Source organism: Streptomyces sp. NPDC104367 (assembly GCF_055583825.1).
Genome location: NZ_JBVJND010000015.1, coordinates 191,683 through 214,485 on the forward strand (window position 1 = coordinate 191,683; position 22,803 = coordinate 214,485).

18 protein-coding genes are annotated in these 22,803 nt (G+C 73.5%); 9 read left to right on the forward strand and 9 right to left on the reverse strand.

The genetic code is table 11. The annotated features are described in order from the left end of the window. Nucleotides 1–70 precede the first annotated feature (70 nt). The gene (locus tag ACZ619_RS23660; protein WP_469602198.1) at nt 71–523 is read left to right on the forward strand and encodes a M4 family metallopeptidase; all 453 of its coding nucleotides are present in this window, start codon (nt 71–73) and stop codon (nt 521–523) included. A 33-nt stretch (nt 524–556) separates the two neighbouring features. On the opposite strand, the gene ACZ619_RS23665 is transcribed toward ACZ619_RS23660, so the two are convergent. Then, a complete protein-coding gene (locus ACZ619_RS23665) occupies nt 557–1,300 on the reverse strand; it encodes a hypothetical protein (protein ID WP_469602201.1) in 744 nt (247 codons plus the stop codon). 158 nt (nt 1,301–1,458) lie between these two features. Between ACZ619_RS23665 and ACZ619_RS23670 the strand changes: the two genes are divergently transcribed. The 4 genes from ACZ619_RS23670 to ACZ619_RS23685 are packed head-to-tail and all read left to right on the forward strand — an operon-like array spanning nt 1,459 to nt 8,078. Further along, nucleotides 1,459–2,649, forward strand: coding sequence for an ROK family transcriptional regulator (locus ACZ619_RS23670; RefSeq protein ID WP_469602204.1), 1,191 nt, complete (start codon nt 1,459–1,461; stop codon nt 2,647–2,649). Nucleotides 2,650–2,684: 35 nt separating this feature from the next. Next, nucleotides 2,685–4,481 carry an alpha-galactosidase D gene (locus ACZ619_RS23675; RefSeq protein WP_469602207.1) on the forward strand — a complete coding sequence of 599 codons (1,797 nt, stop codon included), beginning with the start codon at nt 2,685–2,687 and terminating at the stop codon, nt 4,479–4,481. A gap of 37 nt (nt 4,482–4,518) precedes the next feature. Then, nucleotides 4,519–6,849 (forward strand): glycosyl hydrolase family 95 catalytic domain-containing protein, encoded by a 2,331-nt coding sequence (locus tag ACZ619_RS23680; protein WP_469602210.1) that lies wholly within the window; start codon nt 4,519–4,521, stop codon nt 6,847–6,849. After that, entirely contained in the window at nt 6,846–8,078 is a 1,233-nt protein-coding gene (locus ACZ619_RS23685) for an SGNH/GDSL hydrolase family protein (protein ID WP_469602213.1), read from the forward strand. Before ACZ619_RS23680 ends, ACZ619_RS23685 begins: the two co-directional genes overlap by 4 nt. A gap of 12 nt (nt 8,079–8,090) precedes the next feature. Here the strand turns inward: ACZ619_RS23685 and ACZ619_RS23690 are convergent, their stop codons facing one another. From ACZ619_RS23690 to ACZ619_RS23705, 4 genes are all read right to left on the reverse strand, one after another. Next, entirely contained in the window at nt 8,091–10,976 is a 2,886-nt protein-coding gene (locus ACZ619_RS23690) for a helix-turn-helix transcriptional regulator (protein WP_469602216.1), read from the reverse strand. 108 nt (nt 10,977–11,084) lie between these two features. Further along, nucleotides 11,085–11,438 carry a UBP-type zinc finger domain-containing protein gene (locus ACZ619_RS23695; RefSeq protein ID WP_469602219.1) on the reverse strand — a complete coding sequence of 118 codons (354 nt, stop codon included), beginning with the start codon at nt 11,436–11,438 and terminating at the stop codon, nt 11,085–11,087. After that, the gene (locus ACZ619_RS23700) at nt 11,435–12,907 is read right to left on the reverse strand and encodes an ATP-binding protein (protein WP_469602222.1); all 1,473 of its coding nucleotides are present in this window, start codon (nt 12,905–12,907) and stop codon (nt 11,435–11,437) included. Before ACZ619_RS23700 ends, ACZ619_RS23695 begins: the two co-directional genes overlap by 4 nt. Beyond that, the gene (locus tag ACZ619_RS23705; protein WP_469602225.1) at nt 12,904–14,580 is read right to left on the reverse strand and encodes an NAD(P)/FAD-dependent oxidoreductase; all 1,677 of its coding nucleotides are present in this window, start codon (nt 14,578–14,580) and stop codon (nt 12,904–12,906) included. Before ACZ619_RS23705 ends, ACZ619_RS23700 begins: the two co-directional genes overlap by 4 nt. Before the next feature lie 196 nt (nt 14,581–14,776). Here ACZ619_RS23705 and ACZ619_RS23710 point away from each other — a divergent pair, with 196 nt between their 5' ends. Continuing rightward, entirely contained in the window at nt 14,777–15,646 is an 870-nt protein-coding gene (locus tag ACZ619_RS23710; RefSeq protein WP_469602227.1) for a universal stress protein, read from the forward strand. A 30-nt stretch (nt 15,647–15,676) separates the two neighbouring features. Here ACZ619_RS23710 and ACZ619_RS23715 read toward each other — a convergent pair whose 3' ends face one another. From ACZ619_RS23715 to ACZ619_RS23725, 3 genes are all read right to left on the reverse strand, one after another. After that, the gene (locus ACZ619_RS23715; RefSeq protein ID WP_469602230.1) at nt 15,677–16,912 is read right to left on the reverse strand and encodes a DUF4032 domain-containing protein; all 1,236 of its coding nucleotides are present in this window, start codon (nt 16,910–16,912) and stop codon (nt 15,677–15,679) included. Nucleotides 16,913–16,922: 10 nt separating this feature from the next. Next, nucleotides 16,923–17,672 carry an MBL fold metallo-hydrolase gene (locus tag ACZ619_RS23720; RefSeq protein WP_469602233.1) on the reverse strand — a complete coding sequence of 250 codons (750 nt, stop codon included), beginning with the start codon at nt 17,670–17,672 and terminating at the stop codon, nt 16,923–16,925. Nucleotides 17,673–17,765: 93 nt separating this feature from the next. Further along, complete coding sequence (locus ACZ619_RS23725; protein ID WP_469602236.1) at nt 17,766–18,392, reverse strand: alpha-ketoglutarate-dependent dioxygenase AlkB; 627 nt, start codon at nt 18,390–18,392, stop codon at nt 17,766–17,768. Between the two features lie 124 nt (nt 18,393–18,516). On the opposite strand from ACZ619_RS23725, the gene ACZ619_RS23730 reads away from it, so the two are divergent. Together ACZ619_RS23730 and ACZ619_RS23735 are read left to right on the forward strand one after the other, a co-directional pair. Continuing rightward, nucleotides 18,517–19,143 (forward strand): TetR/AcrR family transcriptional regulator, encoded by a 627-nt coding sequence (locus ACZ619_RS23730; RefSeq protein WP_469602239.1) that lies wholly within the window; start codon nt 18,517–18,519, stop codon nt 19,141–19,143. A 20-nt stretch (nt 19,144–19,163) separates the two neighbouring features. After that, a complete protein-coding gene (locus tag ACZ619_RS23735; protein WP_469602290.1) occupies nt 19,164–20,837 on the forward strand; it encodes an FAD-binding dehydrogenase in 1,674 nt (557 codons plus the stop codon). Nucleotide 20,838: 1 nt separating this feature from the next. On the opposite strand, the gene ACZ619_RS23740 is transcribed toward ACZ619_RS23735, so the two are convergent. Next, nucleotides 20,839–21,186: a DUF488 domain-containing protein gene (locus ACZ619_RS23740; RefSeq protein ID WP_469602242.1), complete on the reverse strand. Its 348-nt coding sequence runs from the start codon at nt 21,184–21,186 to the stop codon at nt 20,839–20,841. Nucleotides 21,187–21,359: 173 nt separating this feature from the next. On the opposite strand from ACZ619_RS23740, the gene ACZ619_RS23745 reads away from it, so the two are divergent. After that, nucleotides 21,360–22,766 carry a M1 family metallopeptidase gene (locus ACZ619_RS23745; RefSeq protein WP_469602245.1) on the forward strand — a complete coding sequence of 469 codons (1,407 nt, stop codon included), beginning with the start codon at nt 21,360–21,362 and terminating at the stop codon, nt 22,764–22,766. The last annotated feature ends 37 nt before the right edge of the window (nt 22,767–22,803 follow it).

The following is a 22,803-nucleotide window of genomic DNA, read 5'->3' on the forward strand; positions in this document are numbered from 1 at the left end:
CAGGGAACCTTCTCGCATCCCGTCACATCTCCACAGCCGACGCACAGATGGTCACCCGTTTGCGTTTTGCATGGACATGGCAAGCCTGGAGGGTTGCGGCCCGGCCCGACCGGCCCCCTGGCGCCCCGCGGCGCCACGCCGTACGGCGAAGGTGCACGACGCCGAGGTGTACGTCGGCTCCGGCGTCCCCTCGCACGCGTGCTACCTGCTCGCCGAGGGCGGCGGCCGCACGGCGATCGGCGCCACCGCCTACGACGCGCCGCCCTGCGACGGCTCCACGGCCGAGGGCATCGGCCGGGCCGGGGCCGCCGCGATCTTCTGCCGCGCCCTGACCCGCCACATGGTCTCCACCGCCGACTTCCCCGACGCGCGGATCGCGACGCTGAAGGCGGCCAAGGACCTCTACGGCGCGAACGGCGTCGAGTGCCGGACCGTCGACCGGGCCTGGGCCGCGGTCGGCGTGACCGTCGCCGACACGCCGACACGCCGGCCGCCCGCCGCCGGCGGGCGGCCCCGGTGCTGATCCGGGTGGACCGGCGGGGGCCGGGCGCCGGGATCAGATCCACTGCTCCTCGACCTCTTCCGCCACCGCGAACACCGCGTCGCAGGACGGGCAGCGCCCCTGCCCGAACACATGGGTGAGGGTCTCGGCGACCTCCGTCCGCCCTGCCCGCACCGCCTCGCCGTACAGCCGCGCGCCGAGCCCCGTCAGCCGCTCCGGGGGAGCGGGGGTCAGCTCGCCCCGGTCCGCCGCGCCGCCCTCGGGTTCGAGCCCCGGCACGTAGTCCCCGGCGGACACGAACGTGCCGTACTCGCCGAACGCGACGAACAGACCCTCCGCGCACTGCGGGCACTCGACCTCGTACTCCCCGCTGTTGACCCCCTCCAGCGCCTCGGACCACACGTCCTCCCCCTCGAACGCCAGCACGGACTGAAGGAGGTTCACGAACACGGGGGAGGACAGCCCTGAGTCCGTGAGCAGGGCGCGGGCGACGGCCAGGAACTCGCCCATCTCCCGCGCGTACTCCGCGCGCTGCGGGTCCTCCGCGCAGACGGTGATCGCGCCGGCCAGCACCACCGCCTGCGCGGGCGAGCCCGGCGCCCGGCCGCCCGCTATCCCCGCGAGCGTCGGCAGCGCCGCCCAGCTCGCCTCGTAGACCGTGCCCTGATGGCACAGCGCCGACCACAACTCGCCCCACACGGTGTCGTCGTCGGCGCCGCCGAGCCGGGCGAAGAGGCCGGGGATGTCGTCCGCCGGGCCGTAGGCGTGGGTGAGCCGGTGCCAGTCGATCGTCGTCATACGGTGATTGTGCAACCCGCCACCGACAACGCCCGATCGCCTGCCAACCGCCCCTCTGCGCCCCTCATTTGAAGGCCATGGGAGCCTCACAGTCAACCTTCAGGTGATTCCTGTTTCTTTTATTGACAGCGGAAAATAAGGCACCTAGGTTCCCGGCCATGAGTTCGACCTCCCGCGCCGAGACGTTCCCGGCCCACACGCCGGCCGTCTCGCAGATCTTCACCACGGTCCTGTCCCACGGCCCCCTCACCCGGCTGGAGGCGGCCCGCCTGGCCGGCCTGTCACCGGCGGCCGTGACCAAGGCCGTCCGGCCGCTGCTCGCGGCCGGCTACCTCGCGGAGGACGCCGACGACGAGGCCCGCCCCGCCCTCGGGCGTCCGGCGAACCTGGTCCGGGTGGACGGCGGGCGCGCGCTGTTCATCGGGGTCAAGATCACCGGCGACGAGGTCATCGCCGTCCTCACCGACCTGTGCTGCCGGATCCTGCTGTCCCGCCGGCTGCCGGTCACCGACCGCGCCGTCGGGGCGGTGCTCGCCTCCGTCGCCGGACTCACCCACGAACTGCGCGTCGAGGCGGCGGACTTCGGCGCTCCCGTCCTCGGCCTCGGCATCGCCGTCTCCGGCGACGTGGACCGCGTAGAGGGCGTGGTGCGCTACTCGCCCTTCCTCGACTGGCGGGACGTCTCCCTCGCCGAACTCGCCGCCATGACCACGGGGTTGCCGGTCGTCGTCGACCACGACGTACGCGCCCTGACCGTCGCCGAGCAGTGGTTCGGCGCCGGGGTCGGCCTCCTGGACTTCGCCGTGGTCACCGTCGGCGCCGGCATCGGCTGCGGCCTGGTGGTCCACGGCCGGGTCGTCGCGGGCGCGCACGGGGTGGCCGGGGAGATCGGACACGTGCCCATCGACCCGGCCGGCCCGCTCTGCCACTGCGGCAACCGGGGCTGCGTCGAGGCGATCGCGGGGGACGCCGCGATCGTCACCCGCATGCGTGAGGTGACGGGCCGTCACCTCGCGGACCCCGCCGAGGCGGTGGCCCTGGCGCACGACGGCGTGCCCGGAGCGCGGGAGGTCTACGCCCGGGCCGGCGAGGCCATCGGCCGGGGCATCGCCACCGTCGCCAACCTCTTCGGCCCCGAACGCGTGATCATCTCCGGCGAGGGGCTCGCCGCCTACGACCTCTTTGCCGGGCAGATCCTCGACTCGTTCACCGCGGCCGCCTTCGGCTCCGCCGCGCAGTGCGACGTACAGACCCGCCCGCTCCCCTTCGAGGAGTGGGCGCGCGGGGCCGCGGCCGCCGCGATCCAGTCCTTCATCACCTCGTCCCCCACCCCGACGGGCAAGGGCTGAGCAGCCCGAGACCCCGAACCCAGGAGGTAGGACCCATGCGGTCACCTTCGTACTCCGCCCTGCCCGCACGCGGGCTCAGAGCCGTCCTCGTGCTCGCGCTGACCGCCGCCTTCGCGGCCGGCGTGCCCGCCGCCGAGGCCGGCACCCCCACGCCCGTCGCGGCCAAGCCGTACATGGGCTGGACGAGTTGGAGCATGCAGTCGTCCAAGTACCCGGGCCTCAACGACCAGGGCGACTACAGCTACCTCACCGAGGCGAACGTCCTCGAACAGACCGACGCCATGGCAGGCAAGCTGAAGAAGTACGGCTACGAGTACGTCAACATCGACGCCGGCTGGTGGATGGACTGGAACTGGAAGTCCGGCTACGACCGCTACGGCCGCCAGAAGGCCGACCCCGCCCGCTTCCCCAGCGGTATGAAGGCCGTCGCCGACCACATCCACGCCAAGGGCCTCAAGGCCGGCATCTACCTCCCGGCCGGGCTGGAGAAGGGCGCGTACGGCGACGGCACCACACCCGTGTGGAACGCGGACGGCTGCACCACCGCCGACGTCGTCTACGACGACCTGCGCACCACCAACGGCTGGGACAGCTCGTACAAGATCGACTTCGACAAGCCCTGTGCCCAGAAGTACATAGACTCCCAGGCCCGGTTGATCGCCGGGTGGGGCTTCGACTTCCTCAAGCTCGACGGCGTCGGCCCCGGCTCCGGCAAGAGCGGCGACCAGTACGACAACGTCGCCGACGTCGCCGCCTGGCACCGGGCGATCACCGCGGCCGGCCGGCCGATCCACCTCGAACTGTCCTGGTCGCTGTCGATCGGCCACGCCGCCGACTGGAAGAAGTACTCCAACGGCTGGCGCATCGACACCGACGTCGAGTGCTACTGCAACACCCTGGTCAGCTGGGAGAACTCGGTCGACGACCGCTGGGACGACACCCCGGCCTGGACCGACAGGGCGGGCCCCGGCGGCTGGAACGACCTCGACTCCCTCGACGTCGGCAACGGCGCCATGGACGGCCTCACCAAGGCCGAACGGCAGAGCTACGCCACCCTCTGGGCCATCGCCAAGTCGCCCCTGTACACCGGCGACGACCTCACCGCGCTGGACGACTACGGGCTCTCCCTGCTGACCAACCGCGAGGTCATCGGCGTCGACCAGAGCGACAACCCGCCGGCCCGGCCCGTCACCCCGTCCGACCCGCAGCAGGTCTGGGCCGCGAAGAACGCCGACGGCACCTACACGGTCGCCCTGTTCAACCTCGCCGACTCGCCCGCCGCCGTCACCGCCGACTGGACCGCCCTCGGCTTCACCGGCAGGGCCTCGGTCCGCGACCTGTGGAACCACGAGAACCTCGGCGACCACCAGAACAAGATCACCCAGGCGCTGCCCGCGCACGGCTCGCGGCTGTTCACCGTGACACCGAAGGGCAGCGCGGTCACGGCCGTCGCCTACGAGGCCGAGTCGGCCGCGAACACGCTCGACGGCAACGCGTCCGTCGCCGGGTGCGACGCGTGCTCCGGTCAGAAGAAGGTCGGGAACCTCTACCTCGGCGGCAAGCTGACCTTCGACGACGTCGTCGTCGACAGGGCGGGCACCTACCTGGTGAAGGTCGCGTACGTCAGCGGTGACGCGCGCTCGGCCACCGTCTCGGCGAACTCCGGGGGCGGTACCGGCCACAAGTTCCCCTCGACCGGCGACTGGGGGACCGTCTCGACGGTGAGCGTGCCGGTGGCCCTGAAGGCCGGTGCCAACACGATCAGCTTCGACAGCGGATCGGGATACGCGCCGGACATCGACCGGATCGACGTGCCGAAGTCACCCCGGTAAGAGCGCTGCCGTCGCCCCGACTCCGAAGGACACCGAGATGCACAGACGCAGCTTCCTCACGCTCGCCGCCGCCGGAGCCCTCGCCGGGCTGCCCTCCTTCAGCGCCTCCGCCGTTCCGCCGCGTTCCTCCGAGCCGCTCACCGCCGCCCGCCACCTGCTCTGGTGGCAGGCGCCCGCCGACGACGGGTCGATGATCGGACAGGGGCTGCCCGTCGGCAACGGCCGGCTCGGCGCCCTCGCCGGCAACGACCCCGGCCGTGAACTCCTGCTGGTCACCGACGCCACCCTGTGGACCGGCGGACTCAACGACACGCTCGACTCCGACGGCCAGTTCCCCTACGGCCGGGGCGACTTCGGCTCGCTCACCCTGCTCGCCCGGCTCACCGTCGAGATCCCCGACCACGACCTGGGCGCCGTCTCCGGCTACCGCCGCACCCTGGACCTCGACAACGGCGTGGTGACGACGTCGTACGTCCGCGACGGGGTGACGTACCGGCGGCAGATCTTCGCCAGCCGACCCGACGACGTCGTCGTGGCGCACTTCAGCCAGGACGGCGGCGGCCGCTACACCGGAACCGTCACCCTCGAAGGCACCCACGGCGAGACCGGCGGCACGGCCGGCTCCTTCGCCGGGTCCTTCGCCAACGGGCTGCGGTACGGGGCCGCCGTCACCGCCCGCGGCAGCGGCGGCGGCGTGCGGGTGCGCGGGACGCACATCGACTTCGACGGCTGCCGGGAACTCACCGTCGTGCTGAGCGGCGGCACCGACTACGCCCCGGACGCCGCCGCCGGCTACCGCGACCCCTCCCTCGACCCGCGGGCCCTGGCCCGCACCAAGGCCGAGCGGGCCGCCCTGCACTCCGCCGACGCGCTGCTGCGCACGCACGCGGCCGACCACCGGGCGCTGTTCGACCGCTTCGGCCTCTCGCTCGGGACCTCGACGCCCGAGCAGCGCGCGCTCGACACCTGGGAGCGGCTCCGCGCCCGCGCCGACACCGGGGACCCCGACCCCGAACTGGAGGCTTCCTACGCCCAGTTCGGCCGCTACCTGATGATCGCCGGATCGCGGGACAGCCTGCCGGCGGGTCTCCAGGGCCTGTGGCTGGACGGCAACGACCCGGACTGGATGGGCGACTACCACACCGACATCAACATCCAGATGAACTACTGGGCGGCGGACCGGCTGGGCCTGTCCCCGTGCTTCGACGCCTTCACCGACTACTGCGTCGACCAGCTGCCGTCCTGGACGGACCTCACCCGGCGGCTCTTCCAGGACTCCCGCAACCGCTACCGCAACTCCACCGGCAAGGTGGCCGGCTGGACCGTCGCCGTCTCCACCAACCCCTACGGCGGAGGCGGCTGGTGGTGGCACCCGGCGGGCAACGCCTGGCTCTGCCAGAGCCTTTGGGAACACTACGAGTTCACCCGCTCCCGCGCCCACCTGGAGAAGATCTACCCCCTGCTCAAGGGCGCCTGCGAGTTCTGGGAGGCGCGGCTGCTCACCACCACCCTGGACAGCGGGAAGAAGGCGCTGATCGCCGACAGCGACTGGTCACCGGAACAGGGACCGCTGGACGCCAAGGGCATCACCTACGCCCAGGAACTGGTCTGGACCCTGTTCGGCAACTTCCGCACCGCGGCCGCCGAGCTCGGCAGGGACGCCGGCTACGCGGAGACCGTCGACGGCCTGCGCGACCGTCTCTACCTGCCGGTGGTGAGCCCGAAGACCGGCTGGCTGGAGGAGTGGATGTCCCCGGACAACCTCGGCGAGACCACCCACCGCCACCTCTCGCCGCTCGTCAACCTCTTCCCCGGCGACCGGATCCGCCCCGACGGCTCCACCCCCGCCGACATCGTCGAGGGCGCCACCGCCCTGCTCACCGCCCGCGGCATGAACAGCTTCGGCTGGGCCAACGCCTGGCGCGCGCTGTGCTGGGCCCGGCTCAAGAACGCCGACCACGCCTACCGGCTCGTGGTCGGCAACCTCCGCCCGTCCAGCGGCGGCGGCAACGGCTCGGCCCCCAACCTGTTCGACATCTACGAGGTCGAACAGGGCCGGGGCATCTTCCAGATCGACGCCAACTTCGGCACCCCGGCCGCGATCGCCGAGATGCTCCTCTACTCACGCCCCGGCCACCTGGAACTGCTGCCCGCGCTGCCCGACGCCTGGGCCGCCGACGGCTCGCTCACCGGGGCGGGGGCGCGCGGCGGCTTCGTCGTGGACCTGAGCTGGCGGGACGGCAGGCCGACCCGGGTCCGTATCCACAGCGTCGGCGGGCGCAGGACGGAGGTCGTGTTCGGTGGTGTGTCACACACCGTCACGCTCGCGCCCGGCGGCTCCGTCACCCTGAAGGACTTCTCCCGGTGACCGGCCGCCGCGCGCGCCTCCGGCGCCTCGCCGCCGTACTGCTGGCCGCCCTCGTCTGCCAGACCGGGCCCGCCCGGGCGGCCCTCCCGCGGGAGCACCCCGCGCGGACCGCCTCCGCCGCCCGGCACTCCGTCGTCACCTGGGGAGCCAGCGCCGACCGGATGGGCGAGGGCACCGCCGGCCGCGGCTACCGGCTGGTCGTGCGCACCAGCGTCGCCGGAAGCGGGCTGAGGGTACGCCTGTCCAACGCCTTCGGCGACCGGCCGCTGACCCTCGACAGCGTCTACGCCGGCCTGCGGAGCGAGGGCGCCGCACTCAAGCGGGGCACCAACAGGCCGCTGACCTTCGACGGCGCCCGCACCGTCACCGTGCCCGCCGGCGCCACCGCGTGGAGCGACCCGCTGCCCGGCAGCCTGCCCGCCGGCAGCGACCTGGTCGTCAGCCTGCACAGCCCGGACGCGGCCGGACCGGCCACCGGCCACTCGATGGCCATGCAGACCTCCTACACCACCGAGGGCGACCACACCGCCGAGGAGAGTGCCACCGCCTGGACCGGGACCACCGGCTCCTGGTGGTACCTGGACTCGGTCTCCGTCCGGCCGTCCGGCCCGGCCACCGGGGCCGTGGCGGCGCTCGGCGACTCCATCACCGACGGCTGGGCCTCCACCGGCGACCTCGACCGGCGCTGGCCCGACTACCTCGCCCGCCGCCTCCGCACGGCGGGCACCGGGATCAAGGGCGTGGCGGACGAGGGGATCTCCGGCAACCAGGTCCTCGCCGACGGCGCCGGGCAGAGCGCCCTGCACCGGCTGGACCGGGACGTGCTGAGCCAGCCCGGCGTCCGTACCGTCTTCCTCTTCGAGGGGGTCAACGACATCAAGGCGCACACCGGGGTCACCGCGGCCGGCCTGATCGCCGGGTACCGCGAGATCGTCCGCCGGGCCCACGCGGCCGGGAAGTGCGTGGTCGCCTCCACCGTCGGCCCCTTCGAGGGCTGGCCGGAGTGGGACCCGGCGGGCGAGGCCGTCCGCCAGGAGGTCAACGAGTTCATCCGCACCAGCGGGGAGTTCGACGGCGTCACCGACTTCGACCGCATCCTGCGCAGCCCCTACGACCACGCGCGCATGCTGCCGTTCCTCGACGGCGGCGACCACATCCACCCCAACGACAAGGGCATGCAGGCCATGGCCGACGCCGTCGACCTGGCGGGTCTCGACTGCGACCGCTGAACCGCCCCCCGGTCACCCCCGGGCCGTCGGCTCCGGGGTGACCAGGCCCTCTCGATAGGCGACCGCCACCGCCTCCGTACGGCTCGCCGCGCCCAGCTTGGCGAGGATGTTGGAGACATGGACGCTCGCCGTCTTGCCGGTGATGAACAGCTCCTCGCCGATCTGCCGGTTGCTGCGGCCCAGCGCCAGCAGCCGCAGCACGTCCCGCTCCCGGGCGGTGAGCGGGGCGACCCGGCCGTCCGCCGCGCCCCGGGCACCGTCCGCCGGCGGGCGGAGCAGCGCGTCGAGCCGCTCCAGCAGCGGTACGGCACCCAGGGCCAGGGCCGTCTCCCGCGCCGCGCCGGCCTGCTCCGCCGCCTCCGCCCGCCGGCCCCCGGCCAGCAGGGCCTCGGCGAGCCGCAGCCGAACCCGGGCCCGCTCGTACACATCGCCGTACGCGAACGCGGCCACCGCCTTCTCCCAGGCCGCCGGATCCGGCCCGGACACCGCCCGCGCCCACTCGGCCTCGGCGCGTGCCAGCCAGGCCCGCCCCTCCGGCCCCTGCCGCCCGGCCGCGCTCCGGGCCGTCTCCAGCAACTCGCCGGCGACCGCCGCCCAGTGCTCCTGCTCCCCGGTGCCGCGCAGCGCGGCCGCCCGGTCCGCGACCGCACCCAGCGCGAGCGCCGCCAGCCGCACGGTCACGTCCGGCGGCCGTCCCCACTCGTCGGTCAGCCGCGCCACGGTGGCCCGCATCCGCGCCACCGCCTCCTCCGGCTCACCCCGCCAGGCGGCCGCGTCGGTCAGGACGATGCCCCCGACCAGCCATCCCATCCCGTCGAAGGGCTCCCCGAGCAGCTCCCGGGCCCGCTCGGCCGCGTCCGCCTCGCCCCGGGCCGACGCCACGTACAGCACCGGGCCCTTCGCGTATCCGGGCACCGCGTCCCCGTCGGCCGCGCGCACGCACTCGTCCCACCGGCCCAGCGTGTACAGCACCAGCAGCCGCAGATAGCGCAGCTCGGAGGCGTACGGCGACGACTGGAGCCCGGAACGCCGGGCCCGGTCCAGACCCTCGGTGATCCACGGCAGGCACTCCTGGAAGTCGCCGGTCTCGAAGCAGCCCACGGCCAGGCTGTACAGCGCCCGGACCTCCACCGGCGCGTCCCCGGCCGACCGGGCCAGCTCCCTCGCCTCCCGGAGCCGTTCACGCCCCTCCCGGGTGCCGCGGCCACCGCCCTCCAGACGGGCCAGCGAGATCAGCAGATCGGCCCGGGCCGCGGTGGCGCCGATCCGCTCCGCGACCTCCAGGGCCTGCCGCGCGACGCGCAACGCGGTGGCGTCGTCACCGACCTGACGGGCCGCCATCACATGGGTCGACGCCGCCCACACCCAGGTCCGCGACGGCGGATCGGCCGGGATCATCGCCAGCGCCTCGCTGCTGTAGGCGAACGCGGCGTCGAGGTTGTCGACGGTCATCAGGTTCCCGGCGAGCATGTAGCGCACCCGGGCGGCGAGTTCGGGATCCGCGTCCTGGGCGGTGCCGGCCAGCGCGGACCGGGTCAGGGACACCGCCCGGTGCGCGTCACCGGCGTGCGCCGCGGCGGCCGACGCCCGCAGCGTCAGGGTCACCGGGTCCAGCCCCTCACCCGAGGGTCGCCCGGCGGACGGCACGGACGGCCACAGGTCGAGCGCCGTCTCCAAGTGCCGCAGCTCCTCGGCGGGCGCCCCCACCCGCCGCGCGTGGTCGGCCGCCTCCAGCGACGCGGCCAGGGCCTCCGGCCGGTCGTGGCTCTCCCGGTAGTGGTGCGCCCGCTCGGCCGCCGTCTCCGCGCCGCCGCGCGCGGCCAGCAGCCCGGCGAACGTGCCGTGCAGCCGCGAGCGCTGGCCGGGCAGCAGGTCCGCGTACACCGCCTCCCGCGCCAGGGCGTGCCGGAAGGCGTACGTGTCCCTGTCGCCCGGGGCCAGCAACTGCCGCCCCACGGCCTCCCGCAGCGCCGACTCCAGCTCCTCCTCCGGCAGCCCGACCGCGTCCCGCAGCAGGTCGTGCCCGACCCGGCGCCCGGCCACCGCGGCCGTGCGCAGCACCTGCTGGGCGGTCTCCGACAACTGCTCGACACGGATGAGCAGCAGGTCGGCGAGGCCGCTGGGCATCCCCTCCGTGTCCGCCGCGGCCACCAGCTCCTCCGTGTAGAAGGCGTTGCCCTCGGCCCGCCCGACGATGTCCCGCACCGCCGCGTCCGGCAGCGGCCGCTCCTGAAGCGCCCGCACCAGCCGCCGCACCTCGGCGTCCGCCAGCGGCCGCAGCTCCAGCCGCTCCACGGCGGGCAGCCGCACCAGCTCGGCGAGGAGCGGCCGCAGCGGATGCCGCCGGTGCAGGTCGTCCGCGCGGTAGGAGGCCAGCACGACCAGCCCCCGGGGCAGCACACCCCGGCTGAGCAGGAACCGCAGCAGGTCCCGGGACGACTGGTCGGCCCAGTGCAGATCCTCCAGGACCAGCACCAGCGGAGCGGCGGCGGCGAGATCGGCGAACAGACCCGCCACGCCTTCGAAGAGCCGCAGCCGCGCGTCCGCGTCCCGGGCGGCGTCCGTCCCGGCGCCCAGCAGCCGCGCCACGACCGGATGGGCCCCGACGAGCGCCGCGTACCGTTCGTCGGCGGCCAGCACCCCGAGGATCTCGGTGAAGGGCAGATACGGCAGCCCCACGTCACCGAGATCGACACAGTGACCGGTGACGACGACGGCCCCGGCCGCGACGGCCCGCTCGGCCGTCTCGTCCAGCAGCCGTGTCTTGCCGACCCCGGCGTCCCCGGCCACCAGCAACGCCTGCCCGCGCCCGCCCCGGGCCCGCTCCACCACCGCGGCGAGGCGCAGCAGCTCCTCGTCCCGCCCGATCAGCGGACCACCGAACGATCTCTGTCCCACGCCCACATCCTCGCAAGAAGCGCGGGGGAGGAGACCCGTGGGGCGCGACCGGCCGCGGCGCACCCGTGGCCGCCGACGCGACAGGACCCCGTCACCCCCCGTCGACGGTCAGCCCCGCAGCACCCGGGCCCAGTCCTCCGGCACCCGCTCCGCGGGACCCGGCACCGACTGGTCGGCGGGATGACTCACCGGCGGCGCCAACTCCGGCCCGGCCTCGAACAGTTCCTTCGTCTCGAAGTTCCAGAACCACCCCTCGCCCGGTTCGTAGCTGCGGATGATCGGATGCCCGGTGTCACGGAAGTGCGCCGTCGCGTGCTTGGACGGCGAGTCGTCGCAGCACCCTATGTGCCCGCACTGCGCGCACCGCCGCAGATGGAACCACCAGCCACCCGCCGCGTCGCACTCCACACAACCCGCCCCGCTCGGCGGGACGTCCTGGTCGATCGAGGTGTCCTCGCTCATGCTGCCTCCACAGGCGTCTCGGTTTCCTCGGGCGTCGTCTCGGCGGTCAGCGGAAGCAGCACCTGGAACCGGGTGTCCCCGGGCACGGACTCCACGCGCAGGCTGCCGTGATGCTTGTTCACGACGATCCGCCAGGAGATGTCCAGGCCGAGGCCCGTGCCCTGCCCCACCGGCTTCGTCGTGAAGAAGGGGTCGAAGATCCGGTCCTTGATCTCCGGCGCGATCCCGCCCCCGGTGTCCCGGAACTCCACCAGCAGCTGTTCGTGGTCGAGCGCGGTCCGCACGGTCAGCGTGCCGCGTCCGCCGCCCGCGCCCTTCATCGCGCAGACCGCGTTGTCGATGAGGTTGGTCCACACCTGGTTGAGCTCGGCCGGATAGGCCGGGACGGACGGCACCGCGCGGTCGTAGTCCTTGACCACCTCGATGTCCTGGCCGATCTTTCCGGACAGCATCAGCAGCGTGCTGTCGAGGAGTTCGTGCACGTCCACCACCCGGTAGGGCGCCCGGTCCAGCTGGCTGTACTGCTTGGCCGCGTCGACGAGGTGCGAGATCCGGGTCGTGGAGTCGTCGATCTCGTTCATCAGCAGCTCGGTCTCGACGGTGTAGTTGAGCCAGCCCACCGCGTTGGGCAGGATCTCCTCGCCGACGGCGGCCGCGACCTGCTCCAGCCAGTCGGTGTCGAGCCCGGCCTGCACGAACGTCGGCGCGAGCTGCCAGCCGTGTTCGATGCCCCGGTCCTCCAGCCAGTCCGTGAGCACGTCCTCGCGGTCGGAGGCCTCCAGCGGGCTCAGCGACGGCGCCTTGGCGACCCGCTCGGCGGTCCGCTCCTGGATCTCGACGAGACGAGCCAACTGCTCCCGGGCGAAAGGGCCTTCGGCGATGATCGCGAGCTTGTGCCGCATCTTGGCCACCCGCTCGCGCAGCGTGGCCGTGGCCCGCACGGCCGCGGCGGCCGGGTTGTTGAGCTCGTGCGTGAGTCCCGCGGACAACGAGCCCAGCGCCAGCAGCCGCTCGCGCTGCCCGATCGCCGCCTGGGTGTTCTTCGAGCCGAAGAACAGGCCCTCCAGCAGGTGGACGGCCATCGGGAACCAGTCCTGCATGATCTCCGCGAAGGTGTCCGCCGGCAGCACGAAGAACCGCGTCGGCTCGGTCACCCGCATCGAGTTGTTGTACGCCTGCCGCACCCGGTCCCCGAGGTAGGCCTGCATGGCGCCCGCGTACACGCCCGGCTGCGAGGTCCGGGTGACCTCGACGTCGTCCCCGGCGACCCGCCGGGAGAGCACCACGGTGCCCTCGATCATCACGTAGAAGCAGGTCGCCGGGGAGCCCTCGGTGTAGACGGGGCCCGGCTGGAACAGCTCCACCCGGCCCGCGGCGCACAGCCGCCCCAGCTGCTCCGGTGCCAGCTTCTCGAACAGGAACAGCGCGCCGACCTCCCGCGGGCTGCACGGCATCGGCTGCCCGCTCATGACTGCTCCAGGTACCGGTGGACGAGCATCACTGCCATGGCTCCCTCTCCGACGGCGGACGCGACACGCTTCGCGGACTCGGCGCGTGCGTCGCCCGCCACGAACACGCCGGGAATGCTGGTCTCCAGGTGGTACGGCGGCCGGTCCAGCTCCCAGCCGCCGGGCGGCCGTCCGTCGACGGTCAGGTCGGGCCCGGCCAGGATGAACCCGCGCCCGTCGCGCAGCACGGTGTCGCCGAGCCAGTCGGTCAGCGGCGCCGCCCCGATGAAGACGAACATCCACTGGGCGTCGACCTGTTCCCGGTCACCGCTGTGCACATGCCGCAGGGTGAGCTGTTCCAGGCGCTCGGTGCCGTGCGCGGCGTCCACCACGGTGTGGCTGCGCACGGAGATGTTCGGGGCCTCGTTGATCTGCTGGATCAGGTAGTACGACATCGAGGCCGACAGGTCGGCGCCGCGCACCAGCAACGTCACCGACTTGGCGAACCTCGACAGGTACATGGCCGCCTGGCCCGCCGAGTTGGCGCCGCCGACGATGTACACGTCCTGGCCCTGGCAGGAGGCGGCCTCGGTGAGCGCCGAGCCGTAGAAGACGCCGCAGCCGGTCAGGTCGACACAGCCGTCCGCCTCCAGCTGCCGGTACTGCACCCCGGTCGCGAGGATCACGCTGTGCGCGGCGACCGCCGAGCCGTCCGCGAACCGCACCACCCGCGCGCCCCCGTTGACCTCCAGCCCGGTCACCTCGCGGGCGGTGAGGATCTCGGCCCCGAACTTGGCGGCCTGCCGCCGGGCCCGGTCGGTCAGCTGGGCGCCGGACACGCCGTCCGGGAAGCCCAGGTAGTTCTCGATGCGCGAGCTCTGCCCGGCCTGCCCGCCGGTCGCCGACCGCTCCACGAGCACGGTCCGCAGCCCCTCCGACGCCCCGTAGACCGCCGCGCCGAGCCCGGCCGGGCCGCCGCCGATCACCACGAGGTCGTAGAAGTCCGCCGTCGGCGTGGTCGCCAGGCCCACGCGCGCGGCCAGCTCCGGGGCCTCCGGCTCCACCAGGGGCGTGCCGTCCGGCGTGATCACCAGCGGCAGCCGGTCCCCGTCCGCCCCGGCCGCGGCCAGCAGCCGCTGCCCCTCCGGTTCCTCGACCGAGTACCAGCGGTAGGGCACCTGGTTGCGGGCGAGGAACTCCCGTACGTCCGACGACCGCGCCGACCAGCGGTGCCCGACCACCTTCGTGGCCGGCACCGGCTTGTAGTCGCTCGCCCGCCAGGCGTCCAGGAGGTCGTCGAGGACCGGGTAGAGCTTCTCCTCCGGCGGGTCCCAGGGCTTGAGCAGGTAGTGGTCCAGGTCGACCACGTTGATCGCGTCGATCGCCGCGTCGGTGTCCGCGTACGCGGTCAGCAGCACCCGCCGGGCGCCCGGGTACACGTCCAGGGCCTGTTCCAGGAACTCGATGCCGTTCATCCGCGGCATCCGGTAGTCGGCCAGGATCACCGCCACCAGGTCACCGCGCAGCTTCAGCTCGCGCAGCGCGTCCAGCGCCGACTCCCCGGACTCGGCGCGCACGATCCGGTACGACGCGCCGTAGCGGCGCCGCAGGTCCCGGGCGACGGCACGGGAGACCCCCGGGTCGTCGTCCACGGTCATGATGACGGTCCGCGCCGTGTCGGCAGCCTGTGCCATACGTCTCCCACCCCGAGGCGTCGCTTCTACGGTCGGCGGGCCCTCCCGGAGGAGCACGGCCGCCGCACCGGTTCCCGCCCATCGTATGTTCGATCGCCGGGCTTCGCTCCGGTAGCCGGACGGGCCCCCTGACCCCGCGGTACGCGAGACTGATCACGCACACGCGGTACACGCGGAACACTGAGGAGGCCGGTGCATGACACGCCCGATCACGGCTGGGGTCGACGGTACGCAGGAGAGCCTCGCCGCTCTCGACTGGGCGGCCCGGGAGGCGGTGCGCCGGGGGCTGCCGCTGCGGGTGGTGCACGCCTGGCGGTTCGAGGCGCACGAGGCGCTCGGCGGTGACCGGGAGGCCCAGCGCGGGTGGGTGTCCGAGGGGGTCGGCGAGTCGGTGCGGGCCGTGACCGGCCGGTATCCGGAGCTCACGGTGAGCGTCGACGTCGTGACGGGCGGCCCCGTCGAGGTGCTGCTGGAGGCGGCGGCCGGGGCCGAGCTGCTGGCGCTGGGCTCGCGCGGCCACGGGCCGGTCGTCGGCTTCCTGCTGGGCTCCGTCGGCCAGCAGGTGATCGCCGGGGCCGCGCGCCCGGTGGTGCTGGTGCGCGCCGGGGACCGGCCCGCGGCCGAGGCCGGCGGGCGGGAGGTCGTCGTCGGCCAGCAGGGCGGGCCCGAGGACAGCGCCGCCGCGCTGGAGTTCGCGTTCACGACGGCCGCGGCCCGGGGTGCGACGGTCCGGGCCGTCCGGGCCTGGACGCTGCCGCCGGTCTTCGCCTACAGCCCCGGCTCGCTGAAGCTGCTGGACGAGGCCGGCGGCCTGGAGCCGTACGAGAAGAAGGCGCTGGACGAGGCGCTGCGCCCGCTGCGGGAGCGGTTCCCGCGGGTGCCGGTCGCCGAGCACCTGGAGATGGGCAGCGCCGGGCAGGTGCTGCTCTCGGTTGCCGGGCGGGCGCAGCTGATGGTCGTCGGGCGGCGTGCCCACCGGACGGCGGTCGGCGCCCGCATCGGCTCGGTCGCGCACGGCGTGCTGCACCACGCCGACTGCCCGGTCGCCGTGGTGCCGCACGACTGAGCGACCCCGGCCCCCGGGGCCCGCCCCGGGTCATTCCGGGGTGACCGGCTCCAGGGTCTCGCGCGCCTTGGGCAGCACGTTGTCGATGTAGTCCCGCACGGCGCTGTCCAGGCCCATGTCGTGCTGCGCCCGCTCGGACAGGTACCAGCGGTGCTCCAGCAGCTCGTGGTAGATCTCCGCCGGGTCCATGGCACCGCGCAGCTCCAGCGGCACGGCCCGCACGGTGGGGCGGAAGACGTCCCGCACCCAGCGGTGGGCCAGCACCTCGGGGCGGGCGGCGAGGGGGTCGCCCGGGGCGTAGTCGTCCTGGGTGGCCATCCAGCTCTCCAGGTCGTTCAGCAGCCGCCGGGCCTGGTTCTCCTCGGCGTCCAGGCCGGTCAGCCGCAGCAGCTGGCGCTGGTGGTGCCCGGCGTCGACGACCTTCGGCACGAAGGTGACGGTGTCGCCGCCCGAGGAGTGCTCGATCTGCATCTCGGCGACGTCGAACCCGAGCTCGTTGAGCCGCCGGATCCGGCGCTCGATGTAGTGGTACTTGCCCGCCGGGTACACCGAGGTGCGGGTCAGCTCCTGCCACAGCTCGCCGTACCGGGTGCAGATCTCGAACCCGAACTCGACCGGGTCCAGCGAGGGGTGCAGCGCCCCCGACGCCTCCAGGTCGAGCAGCTCGCCGCTGATGTTCACCCGGGCCAGGTCGAGGTCGTACTCCCGCTGCCCGTTGCTGAGCTGCGGATGCAGGTCGCCGGTCTCGGCGTCGACCAGGTACGCCGCGTAGGCGCCCGCGTCCCGCCGGAACAGCGTGTTGGACAGCGAGCAGTCGCCCCACGCGAACCCGGCCAGGTGCAGCCGGACCAGCAGCACGGCGAGGGCGTCCATGAGCCGGTGCATGGTGGCCGGACGCATGGTCGTCTCGAACATCGAGCGGTACGGCATCGAGCCGCCCAGGTGCCGGGTGACCAGCACCGGTTCCAGGGGGTCGCCCGCCGTGTCGGTGCGGCCCGTGATCACCGCGAGCGCGTCGACCGCGGGGATGCCGATCTTGTCCAGGTCGCGCAGCAGCCCGTACTCGCGCAGCGCCGGGCGCTCCGCCAGCTCCTTGACGGCGATGACCTCGTCGCCGGCGCGGGCGTACCGCACCACGTGCCGGGAGATGCCGCGGGGGAGGGGGACGAGGTAGTGCTCGGGCCACTCCTCCAGGGGGACGTCCCAGGGGAGTTCGAGCAGGAGCGCGGGATGCTCCGGGTTGGTCGCGCTGATCTGCAGTGCCATGGCCCCGACCTTAGACGGCGCGCTCGCGGGCCTGGTCGGCGGCCGCCTTGACGGAGCCCCGGTGCAGGGGGCCGTGCCCGGGCAGCAGCGCGTCCGCGTCCAGCGCGCCGATGACGTCCAGCGAGGCGACCGCGCGGGCGCGCTCGTGGTGGAACATGTCCGGCAGCAGCTGCGGGCCCCGCAGGCGCGAGGTGCGGTGCCCGCTGACCAGGGCGTCACCGGAGATCACCAGCCCGGCCTCGGGCAGGTGGTAGACGGTGTGGCCGTCGGTGTGGCCGGGCGTGTGCACCGGGACCGGCCGGCCGGGCAGGTCCAGCGGGCCCTCGGCGGACGGGAACGCCTCGGGCGCCGCGACCGGGTGCTGCTCGGTGCCGCCGACCCGCAGCACGTGCGCCAGCCAGGGCACCACACCCGGCCGCCAGGCGTTCCTCAGTACGTCCCCCACGGCCACCTGCTGGAGGAAGTCCCGCCGGGCGTGGGGGACTTCGGCCTCGTGCGCGTAGACCGGCACGCCGTACGCCGAGCGCAGGTGCTCGGCGGAGCCCAGGTGGTCGTTGTGGGCGTGGGTGATCAGGACGGCGGCCACCGCCTGCGGTGAACTCCCCACCTCGGCCAGCGAGTCCAGCAGGTCCTGCCGGTCGCCCGGGTAACCGGTGTCGACCAGCGTGACGGCGTCCCCGTCCTTGAGGATCACCCAGTTGGTGTGGGAGCCGTGCACCAGATAGGTGCCGTCCGTGACCTGGCGTACGTCCGCGCCCATGTTCGTCGTCCCGTGTGGTGAGGAGCCTGTGCGACGAGCACAGCAAAGCAGATGTGGATCAAGGCGGGCGCAGCGAGGGCCCCCTCGCCCGCCTCACCGCACCCCGCGCGGCCGGAACTGGACGCTGATCCGGGGTCCGGCGGCCCGTGCGGTCTTCGGTACGCAGTGCTCCCAGGTCCGCTGGCACGAACCGCCCATCACGATCAGGTCGCCGTGTCCCAGCGGGCGCCGGACCGAGGCGCCGCCGCGCAGCGGACGCAGCAGCAGGTCGCGCGGCGCGCCCACGGAGAGGATCGCCACCATGGTGTCCTGCCGCGCGCCCCGCCCGGTCCGGTCGCCGTGCCAGGCGACGCTGTCGTGGCCGTCGCGGTAGTGGCAGAGCCCGGCGGTGGTGAACGGCTCGCCCAGCTCGTCGGCGTAGTGCCGGGTGAGGGCCTCGCGGGCCTCGGCGAGCATCGGGTGCGGCAGCGGGTCGCCCGCGCCGTAGAAGGCCAGCAGGCGCGGTACGTCCACGAGGCTGTCGTACATCCTGCGGCGCTCGGCGTGCCACGGGACCTCGGCCGCCAGCTGTTCGAACAGGGCGTCGGCGCCGCTCAGCCAGCCGGGCAGCACGTCGATCCACGCGCCGAGGCCGAGCACCGTGCGGTGGACGCCGTCGAGCGGGCCGAGCCGCAGTTCGTCGGTCTGGTCGAAGAGGGAGCCCTGGAGGTGCGTGGCCATGGAGCCAGCGTACCCCTTAATCGAAAATCTGTTCCTTTTTGGATTCCGGGCCGACCGTGCCCGCACGGCCCTTTCGATACGTTGGTGTATCCGATACATTCCCGTATTGAACGGAGGTCAGGACATGACCGTGGACGGCGCGACGAAGCGCGTGACCCGGCGTCGGGTGCAGACCCGCGCCCGGCTGCTCGACGCCGCGTTCACCGTGTTCGCCGCCAAGGGCTTCGGACGCGTCTCCATCGAGGAGGTCTGCGAGGCCGCCGGCTTCAGCCGGGGCGCCTTCTACTCCAACTTCGCCACCCTCGACGAGCTGTTCTTCGCCCTCTACCGGGACCGCGCCGACCTCATCGCCCGGCAGGTCGCCGACGCGCTCGCCGTCGACGGCCCCGACCCGGACGTACCGGCCTCCGTGGACCGGGTCACCGACGTCCTGCTCCTGGACGTGGACTGGCTCCTGGTGAAGACCGACTTCCTGGTGCACGCGGCCCGCGACCCCGCCGTCGCCGAGGCCCTCCTGGAGCACCGCGCCCGGCTCCGGCGGTCCATCGCGGACCGCCTCTTCCGGGCCCGCGGCCACACCCCGGTCCCCGGCGTGCTCGGCGACGCCGAGGGCGCCGCGCACGCCGTGGTCGCCGCCTACGACGGAGTCACCGTCCAGCTGCTGCTCGACAAGGACGTGGACCGGGCCCGCGGCTGGCTCGGACAACTGCTCACCGCGCTGCTGACGGACGGCAGCACCCACCCCGTATGAGAAGAAGGGCATCCCTCGCCATGGACGCGGACGTCATCGTCGTCGGAGCCGGCCTCGCCGGTCTGGTCGCGACGCACGAACTCACCAGCCGGGGCAGGCGCGTCGCCCTGGTCGACCAGGAGAACGCCGCCAACCTCGGCGGCCAGGCGTTCTGGTCCTTCGGCGGGCTCTTCCTCGTCGACTCGCCCGAGCAGCGCCGCCTCGGCATCAAGGACTCCCTCGACCTGGCCTGGAACGACTGGCGCGGCAGCGCCCAGTTCGACCGCGAGGACGACGAGGACTCCTGGGCGGTGCGCTGGGCGCGCGCGTACGTCGAGTTCGCGGCGGGGGAGAAGCGGCCCTGGCTGCAGAGCCACGGCATCAGCCTGCTGCCGACCGTCGGCTGGGCCGAACGAGGCGACCTGCGGGCCGACGGCCACGGCAACTCCGTACCCCGTTTCCACGTCGCCTGGGGCACCGGCACCGGGGTGGTCGAGCCCTTCGCCCGCTACGCCAAGCAGGCCGCCCGCGACGGACTGCTCACCTTCTACCACCGCCACCAGGTCGACGAACTGGTCATCGAGGGCGGCGAGGCGCGCGGGGTGCGCGGCACGGTCCTCGCCGACGACGACGCGGCGCGCGGCGTCGCCTCCCACCGCGACCGCGTCGGCGACTTCGAACTCACCGCCCAGGCCGTCGTCGTCACCACCGGAGGCATCGGCGCCAACCACGACATCGTCCGCCGCTACTGGCCCGAGCGCCTCGGCACACCCCCCGCCGAGATGGTCACCGGCGTCCCCGCCTACGTGGACGGCCGCATGCTCGACATCAGCGCCGAGGCCGGCGTCCGCCTGGTCAACCGCGACCGCATGTGGCACTACACCGAGGGCATCAAGAACTGGAACCCCGTCTGGCCCGGCCACGGCATCCGCATCCTGCCCGGCCCGTCCTCGATCTGGCTCGACGCCCTCGGCCGCCGCCTGCCCGACCCCTGCCTGCCCGGCTACGACACCCTCAGCACCCTCAGGTACCTGCGCACCACCGAGGACATCGCCGGGTACGACCACTCCTGGTTCGTCCTCACCCGCAGGATCGTCGAGAAGGAGTTCGCGCTCTCCGGCTCCGAGCAGAACCCCGACATCACCGCCAAGGACCGCAGGGCCGTGCTCCGCGACCGGCTCCTCGGCAAGGGCGCGCCCGGCCCGGTGCAGGCCTTCCTCGACAAGGGCGCGGACTTCGTGACCGCGGCCTCCCTGGACCAGCTCGTCGAGAAGATGAACGCGCTCACCGACAAGCCCCTGCTCGACGCGGCCGGGATCCGCCGCCAGATCGTCGCCCGCGACCTCCAGATCGACAACTCCTACAGCAAGGACTCCCAGGTCCAGGGCATCCACAACGCCCGCCGCTACATCGGCGACCGGCTGGGCCGGGTCGCCACCCCGCACCGCATCCTCGACCCCGCCGCCGGACCGCTGGTCGGCGTCAGGCTGCACACCCTCACCCGCAAGACCCTCGGCGGCATCCAGACCGACCTGGACTCCCGCGCCCTCGGCGCCGACGGGCAGCCGGTCGGCGGGCTGTACGCGGCCGGCGAGGTGGCCGGCTTCGGCGGCGGCGGTGTGCACGGCTACAACGCGCTGGAGGGCACCTTCCTCGGTGGCTGCCTGTTCTCCGGCCGGGCGGCGGGCCGGGCGGCGGCCGAGCAGACCGCGTGACCTACTCGGACAGGAGCCGCGCCAGCACCGTGGCGTGGCTCTCCCGAGGCGTCTTCGACGCGGTGAGCAGGGTGACCGGGCCCTTCCCTGCGGTCTCCCGCAGGCCGTCCAGGAGCCCGGCCGGCCCGGGGGCGTCCAGCTCCGCCTCGTAACGGCGGACGAACTCCTCGTACGACCCGCCCCCGTGGAACCAGCGGCGCAGCCCGTCCGACGGCGTCAGCTCCCTGGGCCACTCGTCCACGTGCGCGTCCTCCTTGGACATCCCGCGCGGCCACAGCCGGTCCACCAGGACCCGCACCCCGTCCTGCGGCTCGGGCGGTTCGTAGATCCTGCGCACGCGCACGCTCACGGTCGATGCACCTCTCGGGCTCGCTGACGGTGCCGCGAGCGTACGCGGCGGACCCGCAGCCCCGGCCGCCGACGCGGCACGACTTGACCTGAATGAGGGGGAGACCCGGACACCCGCGCGCCTACTCTGTGGGCCTGCGACCGATCATCGGCCACCCCCCCCGAGGAGCGATTGTGCAGCCTGCCCCCAGGAGACGTACCGCGGTCCTGCGCCGCGAGGCGGTCCTCGCCACCGTCCCGGTCGCCGTGGCGGCCCTGCTCGCCGCCGCCGGACCGGCCGCGGCGGGCACCGTCGGCGCCGCCGGCGCGGGCGACCCCTACTTCCCGCTCAGCGGGAACGGCGGCTACCACGTCGCCCACTACGACCTGACGCTCCGCTACGACACCGCCTCCCGCCGCCTCGACGGCAAGGCCGTCCTCACCGCCCGCGCCACCCAGAAGCTCACCCGCTTCGACCTCGACCTCAAGGGGCTGAAGGTCACCCGGCTCACCGTCGACGGCCGCGCCGCCCGCTTCAGCCGCAGCGGACAGGAACTGGTCGTCACGCCGTCGCACGCGCTGCCCAAGGGCCGCGAGTTCGAGGTCACCGTGGTCTACGGCGGCACCCCCGGGCCGGTCACCGACCCCGACGGCTCGGACGACGGCTGGATCCCCACCGACGACGGCGCGTTCGTCGCCGGGGAGCCGCAGGGCGCGATGACCTGGTTCCCGGCGAACAGCCACCCCAAGGACAAGTCGTCGTACGACTTCACGATCACCGTCCCCAAGGGGCGCACCGCCGTCGCCAACGGCGTCCTCCTCGGACAGCGCACGTCAGGCGACCGCACGACCTTCCGGTGGCGGCAGAGCGAACCGATGGCCGCCTACCTCGCCACCGCGACGGTCGGCAGGTTCAAGGTCGAGCAGTACACCACCCGGGACGGCGTCAAGGTGTACAACGCGGTCGACCCGCGCGAGGCGAGCGCGTCGGCGGCGGTGCTGAAGAAGCTGCCGTCGGTGCTGGAGTGGGAGAGCAGGCTGTTCGGCCCGTACCCGTTCCGCTCCGCCGGGTCGATCGTCGACCACGCGCCGGACGTCGGCTACGCGCTGGAGACGCAGGGCCGGCCGCTCTACGACTCCGTGCCCGACCTGAGCACCCTCGTGCACGAGAACGCCCACCAGTGGTTCGGCGACTCCGTCTCCGTCACCGCCTGGAAGGACATCTGGCTCAACGAGGGCTTCGCCACCTACGCCGAGTGGCTGTACAGCGAGCAGCACGGCGGGGACAGCGCGCAGAAGACCTTCGACGCGCTCTACGCCGAGCCGGCGAGCGACGAGCTGTGGGCGTACCCGCCCGGGGATCCCGGCAGCGGCGAGAACATCTTCGGCACACCCGTGTACGAGCGGGGCGCGATGGCGCTGCACCAGCTGCGCAGGGCCGTCGGGGACGCGGTGTTCTTCCGCATCCTGCGCGCCTGGGCGGGGCAGCACCGGTACGGGCACGGCACGACCGCCCGGTTCGTGAAGCTGGCCGAGGCGGAGTCGGGCAAGGACCTCGGTCCGCTGTTCCGGACGTGGCTGTACCAGAAGGGCAAGCCGTAGAAGGGGCCCTGGAAGCTGACCGGTTCCTCACAACTCT

Excerpts from the sequence above, each read along its gene's own strand:
- ACZ619_RS23735 (WP_469602290.1), top strand. The coding sequence starts at position 19,164 with ATGGACGCGGACGTCATCGTCGTCGGAGCCGGCCTCGCCGGTCTGGTC.
- ACZ619_RS23700 (WP_469602222.1), bottom strand. The coding sequence starts at position 12,907 with ATGAGCGGGCAGCCGATGCCGTGCAGCCCGCGGGAGGTCGGCGCGCTG.
- ACZ619_RS23705 (WP_469602225.1), bottom strand. The coding sequence starts at position 14,580 with ATGGCACAGGCTGCCGACACGGCGCGGACCGTCATCATGACCGTGGAC.
- ACZ619_RS23715 (WP_469602230.1), bottom strand. The coding sequence starts at position 16,912 with ATGGCACTGCAGATCAGCGCGACCAACCCGGAGCATCCCGCGCTCCTG.
- ACZ619_RS23720 (WP_469602233.1), bottom strand. The coding sequence starts at position 17,672 with ATGGGCGCGGACGTACGCCAGGTCACGGACGGCACCTATCTGGTGCAC.
- ACZ619_RS23670 (WP_469602204.1), top strand. The coding sequence starts at position 1,459 with ATGAGTTCGACCTCCCGCGCCGAGACGTTCCCGGCCCACACGCCGGCC.
- ACZ619_RS23675 (WP_469602207.1), top strand. The coding sequence starts at position 2,685 with ATGCGGTCACCTTCGTACTCCGCCCTGCCCGCACGCGGGCTCAGAGCC.
- ACZ619_RS23665 (WP_469602201.1), bottom strand. The coding sequence starts at position 1,300 with ATGACGACGATCGACTGGCACCGGCTCACCCACGCCTACGGCCCGGCG.
- ACZ619_RS23680 (WP_469602210.1), top strand. The coding sequence starts at position 4,519 with ATGCACAGACGCAGCTTCCTCACGCTCGCCGCCGCCGGAGCCCTCGCC.
- ACZ619_RS23710 (WP_469602227.1), top strand. The coding sequence starts at position 14,777 with ATGACACGCCCGATCACGGCTGGGGTCGACGGTACGCAGGAGAGCCTC.
- ACZ619_RS23730 (WP_469602239.1), top strand. The coding sequence starts at position 18,517 with ATGACCGTGGACGGCGCGACGAAGCGCGTGACCCGGCGTCGGGTGCAG.
- ACZ619_RS23660 (WP_469602198.1), top strand. The coding sequence starts at position 71 with ATGGACATGGCAAGCCTGGAGGGTTGCGGCCCGGCCCGACCGGCCCCC.
- ACZ619_RS23695 (WP_469602219.1), bottom strand. The coding sequence starts at position 11,438 with ATGAGCGAGGACACCTCGATCGACCAGGACGTCCCGCCGAGCGGGGCG.
- ACZ619_RS23725 (WP_469602236.1), bottom strand. The coding sequence starts at position 18,392 with ATGGCCACGCACCTCCAGGGCTCCCTCTTCGACCAGACCGACGAACTG.